Source organism: Stenotrophomonas sp. SBJS02 (assembly GCF_020428325.2).
In the GTDB taxonomy this organism is placed as follows: Bacteria; Pseudomonadota; Gammaproteobacteria; order Xanthomonadales; family Xanthomonadaceae; genus Stenotrophomonas; species Stenotrophomonas africana.
This window is the reverse complement of sequence record NZ_CP109812.1, coordinates 661,992-682,380: the sequence shown is the minus strand read 5'-3', so window position 1 is coordinate 682,380 and position 20,389 is coordinate 661,992. Positions and strand designations below refer to the sequence as shown.

The following is a 20,389-nucleotide window of genomic DNA, read 5'->3' as shown; positions in this document are numbered from 1 at the left end:
CAGTACGCGCGTCGTGGCATTGATCTTCATCGTTGGAAGATCAAGACGCAGTCAACGCCGCCCGCGGAACGGGCGACGTTGCGGTGGAACGCAGCAGTGGCCGCGGCCTGGGGCCGGCTTACTCGTACTGGATGGTGAAGGTGGCTTGGCCGTTCGCGACACCGGCACCCACCGTGCCGGCCTGGGTCTGCACGTAACGGGCGCGCAGCGGCAAGGTCATCGTGCTGGTGCCGGGGGTGGTGGTACCGACATTGACGGTCTGGCCGAAGCGCACTTCTCGCTCGGTGCTGCCATCCCGCTGGACCATCTGGATGCCGATGCGGGTGGCGCTGTTGGTGGCCGCACTGAGCTTCAGCACACCCGGCATGTTCGAGCTGTCCTGGTCGGCGTCGAGGCGGATGCCGATCTTGCTCTGGTAGGCGGCGACATTGCTGCCCTGGCAGTTCAGGCGGATCTCGAAGTCGCGGTCGACGGCCCTGGAACCGACACCGGTGAAGGTGGTGTTGGGCACGCTGCCGAAATCGACGGCGATGTTGCGGCTGCCGGCCTGCACTTCACAGGTCGGGCTGACCACGGTGGTGCCCGAGCCCCTGAACGTCGAGGTCAGCACCGGACGGCTGGGACCGTCACCATCGAAGTAATAGGTGGTGAATCGACCGTTCGGTGCGATCACGCCCGAACCGGTCTGCGCGGCGGTCTTGATCAGCTGGATGCGGAACTGGCCACCGATCAGCGAGATGGTGGAGTTGGCAGCGAAGTTGATGGAGTGCGGGTAATAAGTCTGGATCGCGCCGGAGTCGCGGAACAGGCGGATGCCCACACCCGCGACGCCAGTCTCGTAAACGTTGGCAAACCCGGCCACCGGTCGCTTCTGCGGTGCGTTGACATACTCACCGGTGGAGTAGCCACCGTTCCAGTAGTCGCAGCGGGCAACGCTGTTCTGCTGGTTGATCGGTACGCTGATTTCCTTGATCACGCCGCCTACCGGCGTGCTGGGCAGGATCACGATCTGACCCATGTCCATCTGCACGTCCTGTGCAACGAAACCATTGATCTGGATACGGCACGCGGCGCTGGCCTGCTGGGCCAGCAGCACGCCGCCCAGCAATGCAAGGGCACTCAGCACCTTGCGGCCACGGGAAGAAATCATCGGCATGCTGCCTCCAGCGGGATGAAGCCGGTCTTGGACGCATCGGCGCCCGCCGGAACCTGGTAATCGACGGTGCAGCGCTGATCGGCGCCGGCGCCCCACTCCACCAGCAGGCTGCCCTGGTTCTTTTCACTGCGCACGTACAGGCGGCCACCCTGGCTGACCATGCCCACCGGCTGGCCCTGCTCGTCCTTGACCTGCGCACCGAACGGCATGGTGCGGCCGTCGGGGTTGCGCACCTGGATCAGCAGCGCGTTGCCCTTGCGGGTATCGAAGCGCAGATAGCTGATCGCACCGGCAAACGGCGCGACCGACTGGCTGGTGCTTTCCAGTTCGACGTCGTGGGCCATGCCCTGCGGGTCGAGGGTGACGGTGTTGAGGCGGTATGGCGACACGTACGGGACCACCGCGTAACCGCGGCCATCGACGCGCAGGCCCGGGGCGTTGCTGACGATCGCATCGCGTGCGCCCGGCGCTTCCACCAGCACCATGGTGTCGCCACGCTGCGGGGTGAAGGTGAAGCCGCCCGGATGCACGACCACGCTGCCGTTGGCACCGACCGAGGCCTGGCGGAAATCACGCGAATGACTGTAGGTGGCGTTCAACGCGGAGTAGCGGCTGCGGTACTCGGCATTGCCGACCGCAGTGGTGCCACCTTCGCGGGAATCGGACAGGGCCACGCCGTAGCTGAAGTTGTTGTCGACGCCGGCCGAGCCGGTGATGCCGACGCGGCTGTTGTCGTAGCCACCGCGCTCGCGCACGCCGAGGTCGGCGCTGAACGACACAGGGTGGGAACCACGGCCCAGCGGCACGCTCATCGACAGCAGGTACTGGGTATCGGAACGGCCCAGCACGCCTTCTTCGGTGCGCAGTGCCGAGAAGCCGTAGTTCACCGAGCGCCAGGCATTGTTGTAGCCCACCTGGTACTGCTTGGAGGTGCCGGAACGGTCGTAGAAGTCACGCACCGAGCCGGTCACGTACAGCGCGCCGCCGCGACGGCCCAGCGGCTGGTTCAGCGTTACCTGGAACTGGCTGCGCTGACGACCGCGGGTGGTCGGGTCGATGCCGCGCTTGTCCGAATCACGGCCATACAGCGCGTCCTGCAGGCTGTAGAAGCCTTCGGTCGAATAGCGGTAGGCGGCCAGGGTCAGGTTGGTCCCGGTCTCTCCGATCATGTTGCTGTAGCTCAAGCGCACACTGGCACCGGTGTGGTTGCCGTAGTGGTCGAACGTGGTACGGGCGTGGGTGACGTCGGCGGCGAACGCGCCAACCGGCGTGGACAGGCCGACGCCGTACAGCAGCGACAGGTAGCCATCGCTCAGTGCACTGCCGCCGTACAGGGTCAGCTGGTTGCCGATGCCGCGCTGGTAGGTGCCCTGCACCAGCCATGGCTCATCGGCCAGCAGCTTGTTGCGCACCTGGCCGGCGGTCAGCGAATAGCGCGACACGCCTTCGCGCAGCATCTGCGGCACCGAACCGAACGGCACCTTGAATTCACGGCGGCGGCCATCGGCCTCGATCACGCTCACTTCCAGATCGCCGCCGTAACCGGTCGGGTACAGGTCGTCGATGACGAAGCTGCCCGGCGACACGGTGGAGGAGTAGATCAGCTGCTGGTTCTGGCGCACTTCAACGCGCGCGTTGGTTTCGGCAATACCGCGCACGACCGGCGCGTAGCCGCGCAGCGAGTCGGGCAGCATGCGGTCGTCGCTGGCCAGGCTGGCACCCCGGTAGCCGATCGAATCGAACAGTTCGCCGGTGGTGTAGGCCTCACCGATGGTGAGCATGCCGCGCACCTGCGGAATGCCGCGCTGCGCATAGGTGGCGATGCTCTGCCAATGGCGGCCGTCGCCCTCGGACCAGGTCAGATTGGAATCGTGGCGGAACTGCCAGCCACCCAGGTTCAGGCCGGCATTGAGGCCGAGGTATGCGCTGCGGTTGCGCTGGCCACCTTCGACGCGGCTGTCGCTGTCGATGGCATTGAAGCTGTAGCCGACGAAGCCGGCATTGATGCCGCGGTCCCACAGCGCCGGGTTGACGTAACCGCGTGCCTCACGACGCAGGAACACCTGCGGGATGCTCAGGTCGTAGCGCAGGTTGCCGCTGTCGTAGACACCATAGGCATTGGCCATGCGCTGCTGCACCGGCACGCAGCTGGTCTTGTCGGTGGGCACGGACGGATCCTGCTGCAGCAGCACGGCCTCGCTGTCCACGCCCATTTCTTCCAGCATCGGCAGCGGCAGGCAGGCATCGACACGGCCCTGTGCATCGGCCTTGAACTGCAGATCGCGACGGCCCTGCCAGGCACCGTTGACGTAGACATCGACACGGTAGTTGCCGGCCACCATCGGGTTGCCGTTGCTGAAGGCCGCCAGGTCGACCTGCTTGGCCTGGCCCGACAGGAAGCTGGAATTGAACTGGGCCGATTCCGGTGCACGCGCATTGGCCGCACCACTCTGCGCCATCAGCGCCTGTTCGCCGAGATTGGCCGGAGCAGCCAGCGCCCATCCTGGGCAGGCCACGCCAGCAACCAACAGGCACAGCGCCTGATGGATCGACAATGTCAATCTGTTTCCGATCACACTGACATTCCTTCAATTCGCCGCACAGCGGCGGTGGCGGGATGCGCAGGCCAGGGGCCGGCGCGGCGCGTTCAGCCCCCGGTGCTGCCGAGGCGGATGGTGTGTTCCACCCGGCCGCCGTAGTCGTTGATGGTGATGAAGCGGACCTGGTCGGTGCCCGCCGGTGCGGCGAACTCCAGGCTCTGCTTCGGCGCGACCATCGCGCCCTTGTCCTCGACGGCCTTTTCACTGCTGCCGGTCACGGCATGTACTTCGGCCAGAGTGACGTGGAAGGGGCTCGGGTTTTCCACCCGCAGGCGGTCGCCCGTGCGGGTCCAGCGCAGCGCTGCCGGCGCGTCGTTGGCGACGCCCTTCAGGCCCTGCGGCCGGTAGAAAAGCTTCAGGCGCGAACGGAACGCGACCTGCAGGTAATTCTGTTCGCCGCTTTCGGCGTTGTCCGGGGACGGCGGAACATCCAGCACGTTGAGCCAGAACACCGACTCACGGTCGGTCGGCAGCTGCGCGCCGGAGAAGATCAGTCGCAGCGCCTGGCTGCGGCCCGGCTCGACACGCGCGATCGGCGGTGTCAGCACGAACGGGGCATCGCTGGTATCGGCGGTCTGGTTGGCGTCGCCGCTGTCGATCCAGGCCTGCACCAGCGCCGGCGAATCGCCCACGTTGTCGACCTGCACAGTGACTTCGCGCGCCTGCGCCGGATAGATCACTCGCGTGCCATTGACCACCACGCCGGCCAGAGCGTTCTGGCAGAAGGGCAGCGTGAACGCTGCCAGCAGCAGCGCCCGGGGAAAGAATGCTTTCATCGGAAGTACTACGCTCTAGGGGTGTGGCCAGAGGCCGCGGAGCACTGGCCGGCGCGTACGCCGGCCAGTGCGGGTACGGCTACGATCAGTTGTAGATGATCGTGTACTTGACGCTGCTGGTGACGTCGCCCGGGGTGGCGGCGGCAGTGGCGTAGTACTCAGCGTAGTAGTTCAGGTCGGCCGAGCCGTCGGTGCCGACGGTGACCCACTGCGAGTTGGTCTGGGCCAGGCCAGCGCCAGCAGCCTTGATCGGCAGGACCTGGTTGTTCGAACCCAGCAGCTGCAGCTGCACGTTGGTGGCAGCGTTGGCCGAAGCCTGGTTCAGCAGGCGGCCGGTGTTGAAGTCAACGGTCGAACCCGGCTCGAAGTAGGTCGCGACGTTGCCGGCGCTGCACTTGGTCAGGTTGATGGCGAACGGGGTACGGCCGGCAACCGAACCTGCGGTGGCCAGGGTGTTCTTGGACACGGTCGGCAGGTTGACGGAGAAGTCCTTGCCGCCCGGGGTCGAGATGGTGCAGGTCTTGTCGGTCACCTTGCCGTTGAAGGTGATGGTGCCGTCGGCGGCGTTTGCGGCCAGCGGAGCGGCGGCCAGCATCAGAGCGGCGATGATATTGATCTTGTGCATTCGCTTTTACCTAACCCTACTGAAGAGATGAGAAGTAGAGGAGGAAGCAAGGAGCACTGCCGGGGCTATCAAGACCCATCCTTGCGTCTCACCTGTGGCCGGACTCGGACATACCTTCCCCTGAATCCGTGACGCAAGTATATGCACAACTGTGATGAAAGTCTCATTATTTTTCTGAACGCCAATTCATTGACGCCTTAAATGTGACGTGGTAAGCGAAATAAGATCGCGCGGCGCGCAGAGGATTTGACGGTGGCCGGGATCAGGTCACAAGCGACCTTGCATGACGCTCTTGGTGACGCGTTCGGCATGCGCGGAACAGGCCTTTTTAAGGTGGAAATCACCTTATTTGATGCGCATCACTCTTTGTTGGTGACGGCCCTAGCAGATTCGAAATCGTCCTATTAAAGGCGGATCGAACCTGTCGCTAACTAGGACACACCGAACCAGAGAACGTGTCATGAGGAACTCCATTCTGCTGTGCGTGGCCCTGATGTCCGTCAGTGCGCTGGCCCAGGCCAGCAGCGGCAGCATCCGTTTCAGCGGCCGCATCGCCGAGCCGGGCTGCACGACGAACCTGTCCCAGGGTGAGCTGAGCCTGGCCGCCTGCCCGCCCTCGGCCAAGGGCTCGACGGTGGCGGTGACGGCGCTGGCCGATGGCCAGGCCGCGACGCTGCGCGACGGCAAGCGCCAGGGCCAGAAGCTGTCGGTGTCAGCCAGCGCGATGCGCGCCGGCGATATCGCCTTCTCCGAGCGCTACAGCGTGCAGGCCTCGAAGCAGCAGCCGCTGCAGGGCGCCTACCTGGTGGTGGTCGACTACCTGTAAGCCGGCGTGCTGCAAGCCGACGTGTTTACGCCGGCGGCAGCTCGAAGACCTGGCGCAGGTAGGCCAGGTAGCCGGGGTCGTCGCACATGCTCTTGCCCGGCGAATCGCTGAGCTTGGCCACCGGCTGACCGTTGCAGCGCACCATCTTGATGACGATGTTGAGCGGCGTTGGCCCCAGATCATTGGTCAGGTGGGTGCCGACGCCGAACGCGACCTGGCAGCGACCCCGGAAGTAGTCGTACAGGCGCATCACCTTGGCGATGTCGAGCCCATCGCTGAACACCAGCACCTTGCTGCGCGCATCCACCCGACGCTGCTGGAAGTGCGCCAGCATGCGGTCGCCCCAGTCGAAGGGATCGCCCGAGTCGTGGCGGACACCGTCGAACAGCTTGCAGAAGTACATATCGAAGTCGCGCAGGAACGCATCCAGGCCGACCACGTCGGACAGCGCGATACCCAGATCGCCGCGATACTCGCGCGCCCACGATTCCAGTGCCGCCACCTGCGAATCGCGCAGGCGCGGGCCCAGTGCCTGGAACGCCTGCAGATACTCATGCGCCATGGTGCCGTGCGGGGTCATGCCGTACAGGCGGGCGAAGTGCACGTTGCTGGTACCGACCAGCTGCGGGCCGAGCGCATCGCGCAGCAGCGGCAGCAGCCGGGCGTGCCAGTCGCGCGAGTACCGGCGGCGGCTGCCATAGTCGGCGATGCGGCACTGCTCGAAGCCCGGGGTATCACGCAGCAGCGCGGCCTTGGCCTGCAGGCGACGCTCGCCCTCGGCAAAGTCGGCCGTGGTGGTGTTGCGGAACCAGACTTCGTTGATGATCGCCAGCAGCGGCACTTCGAACAGGATGGTGTGCAGCCACGGGCCGGTGATGTCCAGTTCGATCTCGCCGGGCACGGTCTTCGACGCGCGCAGCTGGATGTACTTGCGGTCGAGGTGGAACAGGCCGAGGAAATCAGCGAAGTCCGGTTTCACGAAACGCAGGCCACGCATGTAGTCCAGCTCCGCGTCGCTGAAACGCAGGCTGCACAGGTGGTCGATTTCTTCGTCGATCTGGTCGATGTAACGAGCCAGGTCGATGCCGGGCGTGCGGCACTTGAACCGGTACTGCACCTGGGCGCCGGGGTGCTGGTGGAGCACCGCCTGCATCATGGTGAACTTGTACAGGTCGGTGTCGAGCAGGGACTGGATGATAGGCATGGGGCGGATTATGCGCCCGGCGGAGTGAACCGTGGGCGCGCCCGCCTTCCGTAGAGCCGAGCCCACGCTCGGCTGGAGTGTTGCCTGAGCCGAGCGTGGGCTCGGCTCTACAACGACCTGCGCAGCAGGCGCGGCATCAGCATCAGGGCGTGCGCCCAGATCGCGCCCCACACCGCAGCCCGCACCGGCAGCGAACGTTGCGCGGCCTCGAACTTCTGGAAGTAGCGCCACAGGCCCCGGTGCTTGTGCCATTCGACGAAGAACGGCCGCGAGCGGCTGGAGACGCCCCGTACATGGGTGACATGCAGATCGTTGGCGATCGCCACCACCGCGCCGGCCTCGCGTGCGCGGCGGCACAGGTCCAGGTCCTCGGCGTGCAGGCGGTAGCCCGCGTCCCAGCCGCCGATGCGGTCGAACAGTGCACGCGGCATCATGAGCAGCGCACCGGACAGGGCCGGCACCCGCTGCAGCGCCTGGTGGGGATCACGCGGCACCGCCAGCTTCGAGCCCTTGCCGGGCGAACGCAGCATCAACAGGAAATCCGGATCACGGCGACGCACCGCCTCGTCGGCATGGCCATGCTCGTCCACCTGTTCGACGCCCAGCAGGCAGTCGCCCAGCGCTTCGGCACGGGAGCGCAGTTCAGCCAGGGTGTCCGGCTCGACCATCAGGTCCGGGTTGATGAAGGCCAGCCATGGGCTGTGCGAATCGGCCACGCCCTGGTTGTTGGCGGCGGCGAAGCCGGGGTTGTCCGGATTGCCGACGAAACGCACGCGCGGATCATGGCTGGCATGGCGCTGCACGATATCCAGCGTGCCATCCATCGAGCCATTGTCGATCACCCGGATCTCGGCCACATCCTGCGCCTGGCGCAGACGCGAGAGACAGGCATCAATGGTGCTGCCGCTCTGGTAGGTGACGACGATGGCGGCAATGGCAGCATTCAAACGGGAGGCTCCGGCGCAGACGGGACGAACAGGTCCCCCTGTTCCTTCGGCATTATCGCCTGCCGCATGCGCTGCTGCAGGTCGGCACGCAGGCCATGCAGCGGATCGTGCATGAGGAAGTCAGCCAACCGCGGCACCCAGCCCGGCCAGCGTGCGGCCAGGGCTTCGAGATCGCCATCACGGCTGATCGCCTCCCCTGCCCGGCTGACGAAGGCGGTCTCGCACAACACGTTGCGCCATCCCAGGCCAGCCATGCGCAGGCTCAGGTCCACCAGTGCCGCGTTCCAACCGCCGTAGCTGTCCACGTCCAGGCCCCCGGCACGTCGTCGCGCGTTGCCCCGCACCAGCACCGCGTGGGTGACTGCCGACGGCAGCTCCGGGTGCAGCGTTGGCAGGCCCGCACAGGTCTGCGCCAGCAGCGCGGCATCGTCCGGTTCGGGATTGATCTCGCCCAGCCGGGGCCACGCAGCGGTTTCGCCGGCGTTGCACCACGGGGTTGCGGTCGCGATGGCGGCATCGCGGGCGAAGGCGTCCTGCAGCTGCTGCAGCCAGCCCGGGGCGGGCACGCTGTCCGGTGCCAGCACCGCCACGTCCATGCCATCGCAGGCCCGCAGCATCTCGTCCAGGTGGGCGACTTCACCCAGCGGCCGTGCACGCCGGGTGTACTCAGCCTGCAATGGCGTTTGTGCCAACCAGTGTTCCACCACCGCCTGCGCGCGCGGCCCGGTCTGCGCATCGTCGGCCAGCCAGACCGCGGTGCCCGGCGCGGTGCCCGCATCCAGTGCGGCCAGGCAGCGGTCGAGCGCGGCATCGTCCACGCACAGCGGCAACAACACGATCGCCCCCATCCCGCCTCCGTGGTTGTCGGTAGCCACAGCCTAGCACTGGGAGGGTATCGGCCGGGTTGCACCCGGCACCCGCCTCAGGCCAGGGCAACAGCAACAGCCGAAGCAAAAGCTGGGTTCCTGGGGGTTGGCGGGGTGGGTCCGGTTGCGGGGGACGCTGCAAGTACGTCCATGTAAGCTCGGTCGCCGCATCCATGCGGCTCACGCCCCCGCAACCGGACCCACCCCGCCTTCGACAGATTTCCGCGACCTGCCTGCTCTTCTGTAGAGCCGAGCCATGCTCGGCTCAGATCTCACATATATCGAAATATTCGATTTCGATGGAGAGTCATCCACGCATGGCGTGGATCGTGTCGACCAAGGTCGACACCTACCAACAGCAGCAGGAAACTGTCGAAGGCGGGGCACTGTGGGTTTGCGGGGTGTGAGCCGCATGGATGCGGCGACCAAGCCTACATGGACGTATTTACGGCGTCCCCGCAAACCCACAGTGCCCCGCCATCCCTCAGTAAACCCGCTGTTGCCGTTGCTCTGGCTCCGGCTCTGGCCTCTGCGGGTGCCGGGCGCAGCCCGGCCGAAAACCCCTTACTTTTTTTGCGCGCGGCTGGTTCAGCGGCTCCATCGCGCGGAAGCGCTGGCTGTACTCGTCGGTCAGATTGCGCGCTTCCTGGCTGTTGCGCACGATGCTCGGGGTCAGCAGCACGATCACTTCGGAACGGCGGCTGGTGCGGCTCTTCTGCCCGAACAGCGCGCCCACCACCGGAATCCGGCTCAACCCGGGAATGCCGCTGCTGCCATCGGTGCCCGAATCGGTGATCAGGCCGGCCAGCATGATGGTGTCGCCGCTCTGCACCGCCGCTTCGGTCGACAGCTTCTTGGTGGAAATCCGCGGGTTGCAGTTGCGCTCGGTCGGATTACAGTTGTCGGGCACGTTCGAGGCGCTGCTCACTTCCTGCACGATGTCGAGGAACACCGTGCCGTCGCGCGTCACGCGCGGGCGCACCTTCAGGATCACGCCGGTGTCGATGTACTGCACCGAGCTGTAGCTGCTGGTGCCGATGCCGGTGTTCACCGTAGTCGTGTTGATCGGCACCTTGTCGCCCACGTTGAGCGTGGCCTCGGCATTGTTGCGCACGAACACCGAAGGGGTCTGCAGCAGGCGCACATCGGTGACCTTGTCCAGCGCGCTCACCACCGCTGCGCCGTTGTGGCCGGTGAACGCCCAGCCCAGGCCTTCGCCACCGGTCGCGGCACCGGCGAAGCTGCTCCAGGAGCCACCCGCTGCTGCCGGCAGGGTCACGCCGCCCAATGCTCCCGTCAGCGCACGCCCGGCCACGGCATTGTCGAAGAACCAGTTCACGCCGTACTTCAGGTCGCCATCCAGCGAAACTTCGGCCACCTGCGCTTCGATATGTACCTGCAGCGGCATCACGTCCAGCTTCTCGATCACTTCGCGGATCGAGCGCCAGGCCTGCGGGGTCGAACGCACCAGCAGGGTGTTGGTTTCCTCCACCGCCGACACGCCCACGCGGTCGCCTTCCACTTCCAGGCTGACACTGACGTTGCCGGACTGGCGCTGCGGCAGGTTCATGCTGCCATTGCCGCCACCACTGGCGCTGCTGCCCGGGGTCGAACCGAAGCTGCTGCTGTTGTTGCTGTCCATGCCACGGTCGCCATCACTGCCCAGCTGCGATGGCATCGCGCCCGGTGCCAGCGATGCAGCGCTGGAGCCACCGCGGTTGCCGCTGCTGGCGAACGCTTCACTGAGGCGCTCGGCCAGGTCGCGCGCCTTGATGTAGCGCAGTTCGTAGGAGAACAGGCGGGCACTACCACCGGCCGTATCAATGCGGTCCAGCCACTGCTGGATCTGGTCCAGGTAGCGCACCTGCGGGGTGATCACCAGCACCGCATTGGCGTTTTCCAACGGCAGGAAGCGGAACATGCCGGCGCTAGGCGTCTTGCTCTCCTCGCCGAATACTTTCTCCAGGTCGGCGGCGACCTGCTCGGCCTTGCCGGACTGGATCGGGAACACACCCACCGACATGCCCGACAGCCAGTCAACGTCGAAGATCTCGACGGTGCGCATGTAGTTTTCCAGCTCGGCGCGGGTACCGCCCAGGGTGATCACGTTGCGGCCACTGTCGACGTTGACGATGGCGTTGGGCCGCGCATACGGCTCCAGCACCTTCTTCATCTCGGTGGCGGAGATGAACTGCAGCGGGATCACACGTACTTCGAAACCGCGCGCGCTGGCGGCCGGCGCCGTGCTCGGCGCAACCGTGCCGGCCAGCGCCTGGTCGGCGGCGACGATGTTGTAGCGGCCACCGCTGTAGACCATGCGTGCGTTGTTCCAGCCCAGCACCATTTCCAACAGGTTCAACGCCTGCGCCGGCGACACCGGCTTGGGCGTTGCCAGCGTGACCGTACCCTGCACCCCCGGTGCGATCACGTAGTTCTGGCCCAGCATGTCACCGAGAATCGCCTTGACCACCGCGTGCACCGACTCGCCTTCGAAGTTGAAGGTCGCTTCACCGGTACTGGCGCCATGCAGTGCCGGTGCCGGCGAGCGGGCTGCCTCGCGGTTGATCATGGTGCCGGTGCCACGACGGATCACCGCCTGTGGCGCACCTTGTGCGTCGCGGGCGGCATCGGCGGCCACCTCCGCTGCCTGTCCGGCATCGGTGGTGGATGTCAGGTTGCCCTTGCGCTGCACATGCGGCGCGGACACGGTGCTGCAGCCGACCAGCAGCGCGAGGGCAAAGGACCAGGGAAGAAAACGCAGGCTCATGCATTCACTCTATCGGTTGGTGCCATCGCCCGGGGGCGGCGACGGTTGTTGCTGCTGTTGTTGCTGCAGCTGGCGGCGACGGGCCTGGATGCGTTCGCGGATGGCCTGCATCTGCGCTTCGCTGGGGCCGTTGTTGTTGGCAGGCGGTGTGGCGGCCGCCGCAGCCGAAGGCGCTGGCGCACTGCCAGCAGGCGACGGCGATGGGGTTGCAGCCGCCGCCGGCGGTGCCGGCGGAGCGCCTGCCGGGGCGGCACAACGATGGCACCTGCCGGCGGCGCACCGTTGGCGCCGCGCAGCACGGTCGGCGGCTCGCCGCCCTGCCCATTGAATACGGCCAGTTCCAGCACCTGGTTGCCACCGGGGCCGATCACCGTGGCCTGGCGTGGCGCCAGCCCCACCAGCTGCCAGCCATCCACGGCGTCGCCATTGAGGCGCAGGCGCAGCGAACGGTTCTGTTCGGTGGTGAAGGTGGCCATGCCGAAGTCGCCGGTCAGCAGCACGCCGGTCAGGCGCAGCGCGGCGCTGGCGGCGGGCTCGCTGCCGCCGAGCAGGTAGGGCTTCGGCCTGCGGTCCTCGGCGAACAGCGGTCGTTCGCCGATGGCGCTGTAACTGTCGGCGCTGGCCATGCGCTCGGCAGCCAGTGGCGGCAGAGCCGGCAGCGAGGGCGCCGCATCGGCATCGCTGTCGGCACCCGGCAACCGACTGCCCAGACCAAAGCCGGTGGCCAGCCAGACCGCCGCCGCCCAGCCGGCCAGAGCCAGCAGGAAGCCGGTACGCAGGCTGATCTGCTCAAGCTTCATCGGCCACCTCCTGCCCTTCTTCCGGCGCAGCCGGTGCGGGTGTTGGTGCGGTCGATGGCGGTTGCGGCGCCGCGCCCGGCTCGGCGGCAGGTGCCGGGGCAGCGCCATCGACAGCGGCACCGGGCAGCAGGTAACCGGCCAGTTCGAACGACACGTCCAGGCCGAGCCCGGATTCATTCGGCGACTGCTGGAAGCGCTGTGCGATCAGGTTGAGGTTGTCGACGAACAAACGCGGGCTGCCGGTTTCCAGGCTGTGCAGCACGGTGGCCAGTTCGGCCACGCCACAGCGCAGGCGTACCTGCATGGCAACGCGCACGAACTCGGCGTCGCGCCGGTTGTCGGTGAGCGGCGTGCGGTTGCTGATGGTGCAACTGCGGTTGCCCGGGCTGGCCATCGCCACCGCATCCTGCAGCTTGGCACCCAGTGCGGCGGCGGCGGCTTCGGCGGTGGCCTCGCGCAGGAATCCCGGCCGTTGCTGCAGGGCTTCGCGTGTGGCTCGCAGGCGCTGTTCGATCTGCGGCTGCTGTTGCAGCTGCGACTGTACGCGCGACTCGCGCTCGCGCAGCGCCGCGACATCGGCATCGATCTCGCGCAGCGGCTGGGTGAACCAGGGGTGCACCAGCAGCAGGTAGGCCAGGCCCAGCACTGCCAGCAGCAGCGCCAACGCCAGCCAGCGGTCACGGCGTGCGCTTGGCATCGGCATCGGCCGCCTCCCGGGTCGGGGCCGCTGCCGGCAACGGCTGCAGCTCAGCGGTCATGGTGAAGCGGTCGCGGCCACTGGCGGCACCATCGGCCTGCAGCACACCGGTCAGATTGACCTTGCGCCACTGCGGCGCGTCCTGCAGCAGCTGTACCAGCTGCGACGCCTCGCGGCTGAGCCCGATCAACTGCAGGTTGTTGCTCTCGATGGCCAGCTTTTCCAGATAGGTACCTTCCGGCAGGCGGCGGGTCAGTTCGGTCCAGATCTCCACCGTACCTGCGCGCTGGCTGCGCTGCTTTTCCAGGAACGCCGCACCGTCGATCAGCGCCTGCAGCTGCGCTCGTTCGCTGGCCACGCCGCGTGCACTGCGCGCACTGCGCTCCACCTGCGCGCGCAGTTCTTCGGCCGCCGCGCGACGGTTGTCGAGCAGCTGCAGGCCGGCCAGCACCAGCATCACCACCGCGGCCACCGCCAGCAGCAGGTTCCAGCGCCGCATCGGATCGGTCCGCACCTGGCGCTGTGCGGGCGGCAGCAGGTTCACCTGCAGCGTGGTGCCCTGTGCATCAATCGCATCGACACCGGCCAGCGCGTCGGCCCATTGGCCCACGTCGTTGCGCCAGGCCTCCAGCTGGCGCAGAGGCCAAGCCACCAGTTCGACCTGCAGCTGGCCTTCGCCGGCCACACCGAGTTCACGCACGTCATAACTGACCTGGCTGGATTCGAACGGCGTCTGCCGATCGATCTCGAAGCCGACCACCGCGCGCAGGCGGTCGGCCGCCGCCGCAGGCAACCGCAGCTGACGACGCAGTACATCGCTGGCCGGCAGCAGCCACACCCGCGGCAGGCTGCGCAGGCGCGCCTCCAGCACCCGGTCCAGTTCAACCGGCGACAGCGGCCACGGCAGGCGCGCCACCGGCTCGCGACGCTCGCCCGCCTCACGCCAGACCTGCAACTGCTCGCCCTCGCACTGCAGCAGCAGGCGTGCCTGTGCCCAGCCCAGCGCCCATTGCCAACGAGCCGGCACCCAGGCCAGCAGCGATTGCCGCCACCAGCGCAGGAAGCGGCCGACGCCGGGGCCGATCCGGCCCTGCACCTGCCGCAGACTGTCCTGCCAAGCCGTCATCTTGCTGTCATTCCCTGCTCCCAGCGAAGCACTGTGTAGGACCGCCCGGGAACCCCGCCCGAGCCATTGCGTACCACCGCCTGCAACACCGACCGGCGTCCACTGCCGTCGGTGGCACGGGACTCGATACTATAGGTGCCACTGCTGCTGGCAAGGGTTGACGCACCGGCAGCGGAATCGGCATCACGCTCCTGCTGGGCACGCTGGGCCAGCACGGTATCGGCGTCCAGGCCCAATGCGGTCAACACCACGGCACTGGCGAACTGCGGATCCGGCCGCGCCTGGCGGCTGTACAGGGTAAGGTGCGGCAGCATCTTCTGATACAGCGGCCCACGCATGCCGAGCACCCGCTGCAGCTCGCCAAGGGTCTCGAAACGCTTGTTGCGCGGGCCGTACGGCAACCCGGCCGCCGCGTAGTCAGGCGCCTCGGCGCCCCCTCCCGGCTGCAGCAGGCTGTCCTCGTCACGCCAGTCGACGATGGCACCGGCCAACTGCCGCGCAGCCCCTTCGTCTTCGCCCAGCGCCTTGAGGAAGGCGGTCAACAGGGTCACGTCGGCCAGGTTCAGGTTGATCTTGCCGTTCTCGTCCAGCACCTTGATCTCGATGCTGGCGTCATCGAACTGCCATCGATAGGTACGGCCATCGGCGCGCCAGGGCGCCCGCTGCGGATCGGCGGACAGCCGCGTCAATGCGTACTCCAGACCCGCCCGTGCACGCTCCTGGCCACGCGCATCGTCATCCAGCACCCGCTGCTGCAGGTGCTCGACACGCGCACTCAGCGCGAAGGCGCCGACCAGTGCGGTCATCAACGCGATCAGCCACAGCACCAGCACCAGTGCCGCGCCACGTGTCCGGATCACCGTGCACCTCCGCTGCCACCGGCGCGCGGCGCCACCACCAGCGTGGGCCAGGGCGCGCCCTTGGCTGGCACGATCTGGATCTCCACCAGTATCGGCAGGCGACGGGTATCGTCCCAACGCGGCATCCAGTCGGTCACCTGGCCGGTGCTGGCATCGATGCCGCGATAGCGCAGCTGCACCGACTTCAGGTTCTCCAACAGCACTTCCGGCGGACGTGGTGGATTCTCCGCGATGCGCTCGCCTTCCTGCAGCAGCACCAGATCCAGCAACAGACGTTGCTGACCATTGCGGCCATCAACCTGCAGTGCATGCAGGTACGATCCTCCCCGACCGAGATAACCCGGCAGATCCGCGGCGAACAGCATGCGATTCTCTTCACCCTGGAAGAAGATCGGCTCGCGGGTGGGATCAGGCGCTTCGAGCGGCGTACGTAGCGCGCCTGCCAACTGCCGACGCAGCAACGCCTCCACTGCGCGCATGCGTTCACTCTCGGCAGCGATCTGCTCGCCGCGCTGGCTGACCGCCATCGCCGAGCGAACGCTGGCGAACGCCAACGCCAGGCCACCGGCCAGCAGCACCGTGGCCAGCATCACTTCAACCAGAGTGAAACCCGCGGCGCGGCGTTTCATCGCGCGCTCTCCAGGTCCGGCGGCAACAGGCGCAGGCTGCGCCAGCGCAGCTGCTCACGCTCACTGTCGCCCCACCGCACCTGCAGCTGCAGCTCGGCCAACCAGGGGGCACCCGGTGATTGAGATTGCGCCTGCGCCACGTTGCCGGCGCGTGGCTCCACCCACGGCTGCACCTGCAGCTGCCAGTGGTAGCGGCCTTGTTCCCAGTCACCCTGCTGACTGCCGACCTGCAGTGGCGAGGCAACCCCGGCCTCGGCCAGCAGCGACTGCGCATGCAGCACCGCACGCGTGCGCAGCTCGGCCTCGCGCACCTGTTTCGCGCCACCTGAGAGACTTCCCAGCAGCAGGGTCAGCGCCAACCCGAGCAGGGCGAAGGCGATGATCACTTCCAGCAGGGTGAAGCCGCGGGCGCGCCGCTTCATTGCGACCGCCAGGGGCCGGAGCGGACCTCGCCGGTCAACCAGCCAACATCGATGCGCCATTCGGCGTCGTCACGCTGCAGCCGGATGCGGCCACCGCTGGAGCCACCATCGGGGTGAAACTCGATCACGCCCTGCCCCGGCGCGGTGGCCAGCTGCGCGGCGCCTTCGAACTGCACCTGCAGCTGTGCCGGCACGTCACCGTGGCGCTGGTTGGCGCCTTCCCAGCGCCGCTTTGCCGGCTCGATGACAAAACGCTGCGGCTCGCCACGGGCGATCGCCTGCGCGCGCACCATGCGCAGCTGGTTGGCGATGTCCTTGCCGGCGCTGCGCAGCTGCATGCCGGCGAACCCGCGCGACAGCCCTGCAGCAGTGATCAGGCCGATCGCCGCGATCAGCGCGATCACCAGCAGCATTTCCAGCAGCGACAGGCCCGCCGCACGCCTGCCGTGCAGGCGCGGGCGTGGCAGCCGGCGCGGCAGGAAATGGGTCATGCAGGTTTACGGCTGGTAACGGATGTCGGCATCGACGCTGCTGCCGCCGGCCTTGCCGTCCTTGCCCAGGCTGACCAGCTCGTACGGCTGCCCCTCGCCCGGCGCGCGGTATTCCAGCGCGTGGCCCCACGGGTCGTTCAGATCGGCCGGCTTGGCATACGGGCCCAGCCAGCCGCCGACACCGGCCGGTGCGGTCACCAGGTCGTTCAGCGAACCCGGCAGCTTGCCGGTGTCGATCTGATAGTTGTCGATCTTGGAGGCGACGGTCTGCACCTGCGCCTTGGCGATGTTGGCCTTGCCGCGGTCGGCACCGCCCAGAACGCGGCTGGCCACCAGGGTCAGCACCGCGCCGATCAGTACGATGACGATGATGATTTCCAGCAGGCTCATGCCCGACTGGTTGCGCGCGGCGGTGAAGGAAAGGCGGATCGGTCGACGGGAAGCAATCATGGTCGGTCCTTTCAGTTGCGGAGTTTCGGGGTTGCGTAGGGATCCATCGTCAACCGATGGCATTGGTCAGGTCGTACAGCGGTACCAGCACGGCCACGATCACCGCGCCCACCACCGAGGCGAGCACCAGGGTGATCGCCGGCACCATTGCCGCCAGCAGACGATCAATGCGGCGGGCGCTGTCCTGTTCAAACGTGTCGGCGGCCTTCAGCAGCATGGTATCGAGGGCGCCGGATTCCTCGCCAACCTGGATCATCTGCAGCGCCAGGCGAGGGAAACGCTTGCCGCGTGACAGCGCCAGCGACAGGCCGGCACCGTTCTTCACTTCGTCTGCGGCGGCTTCCACATCGGCGGCCAGCGCGCGGTTGCCCAGCACGTTGCGGGCGATGCCCAGGGCACCCAGCAGCGGCACGCCATTGCGCAGCAGGGTGCCCAACGTGCGGGCCAATCGCGCGGTTTCCAGTTCACCCAGCAGGCGGCCGATGCCGCGCCGCTGCAGCAACCAGCCGTCCAGCGCCAGCCGGAAGGCCGGTTGCCGCGCCTTGCGTTCAAGGAACAGCACCAGCACCGCCGGCACCACCAGCAGCAGCACCCACCAGTCGCGCACGAACAGACCCAGCTGCAGCACCGCGTTGGTGAACCACGGCAGCGCCACATCCAGGCTCTCGTACATCTGCGCGAACTGCGGCACCACGTAGCCGAGCAGGAACAGCAGCGCACCGCCCACCACCACCAGCAGGATGGCTGGATAGACCAGCGCGTTGATCACCTTGCCCTGCAGCGCGCGGCTCCGTTCGAGATAGTCGGCCAGGCGCTGCAGGGTCTCGTGCAGGCTGCCGCCGGCTTCGCCGGCACGCACCATGTTCACGTACAGGCGCGAGAACAGGCCGTGCTGGCGTTCCAGCGCGGTCGACAGCGGTGCACCACCGCGCACCACATCGCGGATATCGGTGATCGCGCGGCGCGAGCGTTCGTCTTCCGGCAGGCCGAGCAGGATCGACAGCGCACGATCCAGTGGCTGGCCGGCCCCGAGCAGGGTTGCCAGCTGCTGGGTGAACTGCAGCAGCGCGGCGCCCTGCAGCGGGCGCTGGCGCAGCAGGTTGCGCCAGCTGCTGCCACCGATCGCGCCGCCATCAGCCAGCTGCGTCTCCATCGGCAGATGGCCCTGGTCCTGCAGGCGCGCCACCAGCTCGGCCTCGCTGGCCGCTTCCATCTGACCGTCGAAGATCTCGCCGTGCGGATTGAGCGCCTTGTAGCGGTAAGTCGGCATATCAGCCCCGGGATCCTGCGCGCATCAGCTTTCCTCGGTCACGCGCAGCACTTCCTCGATGGTGGTCTGCCCGCTCAGTGCTTTGGACAGGCCATCCTCGTACATGGTGCGCATGCCGGCTTCGCGGGCGATGCGTTCGATCTCGCCCATGCCGTCGCGGCGCATCACCGCACGCCGCAGCGCATCGTTCATCACCAGGAATTCCATGATGGTGGTACGCCCCAGATAGCCGGTCGGCGCCAGCGCCGAGGGCTTGGGGCGGAACAGATGGATCGGCCCCTGCGGCTGCAGGCGGCGCAGCTCGAAGCGTTCAATCTCTTCCGGCGAGGCTTCGTAGCGCTCGGCGTGGGTCGGTTCCAGCCGGCGCACCAGGCGCTGGGCCAGGATCCCGTTGATGGTTGACGTGAGCAGGTAGTCCTCCACGCCCATGTCGAGCAGGCGGGTGATGCCGCCAGCCGCATTGTTGGTGTGCAGGGTGGACAGCACCAGATGGCCGGTCAACGCCGACTGGATCGCGATGCGCGCGGTTTCCAGATCGCGCATTTCGCCGATCATGATGATGTCCGGATCCTGGCGCACGATGCTGCGCAGGGCGTTGGCGAAGTCCAGCCCGATCTGCGGCTTGGCCTGGATCTGGTTGATGCCCTCGATCTGGTATTCAACCGGGTCTTCAACGGTGATGATCTTGACGTCGGCAGTGTTGAGCTGGCTGAGCGCGGTGTACAGCGTGGTGGTCTTGCCCGAGCCGGTCGGGCCGGTCACCAGCAGGATGCCGTGCGGCTGTTCCAGCACCTTGCGGAACTGCGGCAGGAACGCGTCGGTGAAACCGAGGCGATGGAAATCGAACACCACCGTTTCACGGTCGAGCAGACGCATCACCACGCTTTCGCCATGCGCGGTCGGCACCGTGCTCACGCGCAGATCCAGCTCCTTGCCCTGCACCCGCAGCATGATGCGGCCATCCTGCGGCAGGCGGCGCTCGGCGATGTTGAGCCGGGCCATGATCTTGATGCGGCTGATCACCGCAGCGGTGAGGTTGGCCGGCGGGCTTTCACCCTCCACCAGCACACCGTCGACGCGGTAGCGCACCTTCAGCCGGCTCTCGAACGGTTCGACATGGATGTCCGAGGCACGCAGCTCCACCGCACGCTGGATCACCAGGTTGACCAGGCGGATCACCGGCGCTTCCGAAGCCAGGTCGCGCAGGTGTTCGATGTCATCGACCGCGCCGCCTTCGCCGTCGGCGGTTTCGACGATCGCGCCCATCGCGCTGCGGCCTTGGCCGAACCAGCGCTCGACCAGATCGTCGATCTCCGCGCGCATGCCCAGCACCGGCGTCACCGGTACACCCAGTGCCAGCTGCACGGCCTGTTGCGGGTAAGGATCGTGGGCATCGGCCAGCCACAGCCGTACGCCCTGTTCATCCAGCGCCAGCGGGCAGACATGGAACTGCTTGAGGAAGCGCAGCGACAGCGGCACTCCCTCCGCCAGGCCCTGCGGTGGTGCCTCGGGCAACTGCTTGCCTTCCAGCAGCGGCAGGCCCAGCACCTCGGCGCTGGCCTGCGCCTGGTCACGTTCGGAAACCAGTCCCAGCCGCACCAGCAGGCCCAGCAGGCTGCCGCCGGCCTCTGCGTGCAGCGGACGCGCACGTGCCAGATCGCCTTCCTTCAGCCGGCCGCGCGCCAGCAGCGCATCCAGGATGCGGCCTTCAGCGTCGTCGGCAGCGGCGGTAGCAGCAAGCGCGTTCACATGACTCTCCTGTCAATCGGCTCGACTTTAGCAGTTAAGCCATGATTTACGCCGCCTCTCCGCCACCTTTCGTAAAAAGACGAAGCCCGTCACATGCGGTGACGGGCTTCGGCCATTCAACTACGACA

At 67.1% G+C, this 20,389-nt stretch carries 17 protein-coding genes and 2 pseudogenes; 1 reads left to right on the top strand and 18 read right to left on the bottom strand.

Features of this window, described 5'->3' with window-relative positions; all coding sequences use genetic code 11:
• Window positions 1-118: 118 nt before the first annotated feature.
• From FQS62_RS03080 to FQS62_RS03065, 4 genes are all read right to left on the bottom strand, one after another.
• On the bottom strand, window positions 119-1,156 hold the full coding sequence (locus FQS62_RS03080; protein ID WP_154348493.1) for a fimbrial protein: 1,038 nt from the start codon (window positions 1,154-1,156) through the stop codon (window positions 119-121).
• On the bottom strand, window positions 1,147-3,711 hold the full coding sequence (locus FQS62_RS03075; RefSeq protein WP_088480884.1) for a fimbria/pilus outer membrane usher protein: 2,565 nt from the start codon (window positions 3,709-3,711) through the stop codon (window positions 1,147-1,149). The genes FQS62_RS03080 and FQS62_RS03075 overlap by 10 nt, the downstream gene beginning before the upstream one ends.
• A gap of 92 nt (window positions 3,712-3,803) precedes the next feature.
• Window positions 3,804-4,532, bottom strand: coding sequence for a fimbrial biogenesis chaperone (locus FQS62_RS03070; protein WP_049444978.1), 729 nt, complete (start codon window positions 4,530-4,532; stop codon window positions 3,804-3,806).
• 85 nt (window positions 4,533-4,617) lie between these two features.
• Window positions 4,618-5,157 carry a fimbrial protein gene (locus FQS62_RS03065; RefSeq protein ID WP_049444976.1) on the bottom strand — a complete coding sequence of 180 codons (540 nt, stop codon included), beginning with the start codon at window positions 5,155-5,157 and terminating at the stop codon, window positions 4,618-4,620.
• Window positions 5,158-5,617: 460 nt separating this feature from the next.
• On the opposite strand from FQS62_RS03065, the gene FQS62_RS03060 reads away from it, so the two are divergent.
• Window positions 5,618-5,983, top strand: a complete 366-nt coding sequence (locus FQS62_RS03060) for a fimbrial protein (RefSeq protein WP_014645902.1) — start codon at window positions 5,618-5,620, stop codon at window positions 5,981-5,983.
• Between the two features lie 25 nt (window positions 5,984-6,008).
• On the opposite strand, the gene pncB is transcribed toward FQS62_RS03060, so the two are convergent.
• From pncB to gspE, 14 genes and pseudogenes are all read right to left on the bottom strand, one after another.
• Window positions 6,009-7,187, bottom strand: coding sequence for a nicotinate phosphoribosyltransferase (gene pncB, locus FQS62_RS03055; protein WP_149908772.1), 1,179 nt, complete (start codon window positions 7,185-7,187; stop codon window positions 6,009-6,011).
• A gap of 107 nt (window positions 7,188-7,294) precedes the next feature.
• Window positions 7,295-8,134 (bottom strand): glycosyltransferase family 2 protein, encoded by an 840-nt coding sequence (locus tag FQS62_RS03050; RefSeq protein ID WP_208044025.1) that lies wholly within the window; start codon window positions 8,132-8,134, stop codon window positions 7,295-7,297.
• The gene (locus FQS62_RS03045; protein WP_049444968.1) at window positions 8,131-8,982 is read right to left on the bottom strand and encodes a glycosyltransferase family 2 protein; all 852 of its coding nucleotides are present in this window, start codon (window positions 8,980-8,982) and stop codon (window positions 8,131-8,133) included. Before FQS62_RS03045 ends, FQS62_RS03050 begins: the two co-directional genes overlap by 4 nt.
• Before the next feature lie 586 nt (window positions 8,983-9,568).
• A pseudogene (gspD, locus tag FQS62_RS03040) lies at window positions 9,569-11,767 on the bottom strand (type II secretion system secretin GspD); the annotation flags it as partial.
• A gap of 9 nt (window positions 11,768-11,776) precedes the next feature.
• A pseudogene (locus FQS62_RS03035) lies at window positions 11,777-12,567 on the bottom strand (hypothetical protein).
• Complete coding sequence (gene gspM / locus FQS62_RS03030; protein WP_208042850.1) at window positions 12,557-13,270, bottom strand: type II secretion system protein GspM; 714 nt, start codon at window positions 13,268-13,270, stop codon at window positions 12,557-12,559. The pseudogene FQS62_RS03035 and the gene gspM overlap by 11 nt, the downstream one beginning before the upstream one ends.
• Window positions 13,245-14,390 (bottom strand): PilN domain-containing protein, encoded by a 1,146-nt coding sequence (locus tag FQS62_RS03025; RefSeq protein WP_208042849.1) that lies wholly within the window; start codon window positions 14,388-14,390, stop codon window positions 13,245-13,247. The genes gspM and FQS62_RS03025 overlap by 26 nt, the downstream gene beginning before the upstream one ends.
• On the bottom strand, window positions 14,387-15,250 hold the full coding sequence (locus FQS62_RS03020; RefSeq protein WP_208042848.1) for a type II secretion system minor pseudopilin: 864 nt from the start codon (window positions 15,248-15,250) through the stop codon (window positions 14,387-14,389). The genes FQS62_RS03025 and FQS62_RS03020 overlap by 4 nt, the downstream gene beginning before the upstream one ends.
• Window positions 15,247-15,879 carry a type II secretion system protein J gene (locus FQS62_RS03015; protein WP_208042847.1) on the bottom strand — a complete coding sequence of 211 codons (633 nt, stop codon included), beginning with the start codon at window positions 15,877-15,879 and terminating at the stop codon, window positions 15,247-15,249. Before FQS62_RS03015 ends, FQS62_RS03020 begins: the two co-directional genes overlap by 4 nt.
• Entirely contained in the window at window positions 15,876-16,301 is a 426-nt protein-coding gene (locus FQS62_RS03010; protein WP_049443609.1) for a type II secretion system protein XpsI, read from the bottom strand. The genes FQS62_RS03015 and FQS62_RS03010 overlap by 4 nt, the downstream gene beginning before the upstream one ends.
• Complete coding sequence (locus tag FQS62_RS03005; RefSeq protein ID WP_049443607.1) at window positions 16,298-16,792, bottom strand: type II secretion system protein XpsH; 495 nt, start codon at window positions 16,790-16,792, stop codon at window positions 16,298-16,300. The genes FQS62_RS03010 and FQS62_RS03005 overlap by 4 nt, the downstream gene beginning before the upstream one ends.
• Window positions 16,793-16,798: 6 nt before the next feature.
• Window positions 16,799-17,242, bottom strand: coding sequence for a type II secretion system major pseudopilin GspG (gspG, locus tag FQS62_RS03000; RefSeq protein ID WP_004154150.1), 444 nt, complete (start codon window positions 17,240-17,242; stop codon window positions 16,799-16,801).
• Between the two features lie 49 nt (window positions 17,243-17,291).
• A complete protein-coding gene (locus FQS62_RS02995) occupies window positions 17,292-18,512 on the bottom strand; it encodes a type II secretion system protein XpsF (protein WP_057501351.1) in 1,221 nt (406 codons plus the stop codon).
• A 24-nt stretch (window positions 18,513-18,536) separates the two neighbouring features.
• A complete protein-coding gene (gene gspE / locus FQS62_RS02990; protein ID WP_049443602.1) occupies window positions 18,537-20,261 on the bottom strand; it encodes a type II secretion system ATPase GspE in 1,725 nt (574 codons plus the stop codon).
• Between the last annotated feature and the right edge of the window lie 128 nt (window positions 20,262-20,389).

Excerpts from the sequence above, each read along its gene's own strand:
- FQS62_RS03080 (WP_154348493.1), bottom strand. The coding sequence starts at position 1,156 with ATGCCGATGATTTCTTCCCGTGGCCGCAAGGTGCTGAGTGCCCTTGCA.
- FQS62_RS03070 (WP_049444978.1), bottom strand. The coding sequence starts at position 4,532 with ATGAAAGCATTCTTTCCCCGGGCGCTGCTGCTGGCAGCGTTCACGCTG.
- FQS62_RS03065 (WP_049444976.1), bottom strand. The coding sequence starts at position 5,157 with ATGCACAAGATCAATATCATCGCCGCTCTGATGCTGGCCGCCGCTCCG.
- FQS62_RS03060 (WP_014645902.1), top strand. The coding sequence starts at position 5,618 with ATGAGGAACTCCATTCTGCTGTGCGTGGCCCTGATGTCCGTCAGTGCG.
- pncB (WP_149908772.1), bottom strand. The coding sequence starts at position 7,187 with ATGCCTATCATCCAGTCCCTGCTCGACACCGACCTGTACAAGTTCACC.
- FQS62_RS03045 (WP_049444968.1), bottom strand. The coding sequence starts at position 8,982 with ATGGGGGCGATCGTGTTGTTGCCGCTGTGCGTGGACGATGCCGCGCTC.
- gspM (WP_208042850.1), bottom strand. The coding sequence starts at position 13,270 with ATGCCGATGCCAAGCGCACGCCGTGACCGCTGGCTGGCGTTGGCGCTG.
- FQS62_RS03025 (WP_208042849.1), bottom strand. The coding sequence starts at position 14,390 with ATGACGGCTTGGCAGGACAGTCTGCGGCAGGTGCAGGGCCGGATCGGC.
- FQS62_RS03015 (WP_208042847.1), bottom strand. The coding sequence starts at position 15,879 with ATGAAACGCCGCGCCGCGGGTTTCACTCTGGTTGAAGTGATGCTGGCC.
- FQS62_RS03010 (WP_049443609.1), bottom strand. The coding sequence starts at position 16,301 with ATGAAGCGGCGCGCCCGCGGCTTCACCCTGCTGGAAGTGATCATCGCC.
- FQS62_RS03005 (WP_049443607.1), bottom strand. The coding sequence starts at position 16,792 with ATGACCCATTTCCTGCCGCGCCGGCTGCCACGCCCGCGCCTGCACGGC.
- gspG (WP_004154150.1), bottom strand. The coding sequence starts at position 17,242 with ATGATTGCTTCCCGTCGACCGATCCGCCTTTCCTTCACCGCCGCGCGC.
- FQS62_RS02995 (WP_057501351.1), bottom strand. The coding sequence starts at position 18,512 with ATGCCGACTTACCGCTACAAGGCGCTCAATCCGCACGGCGAGATCTTC.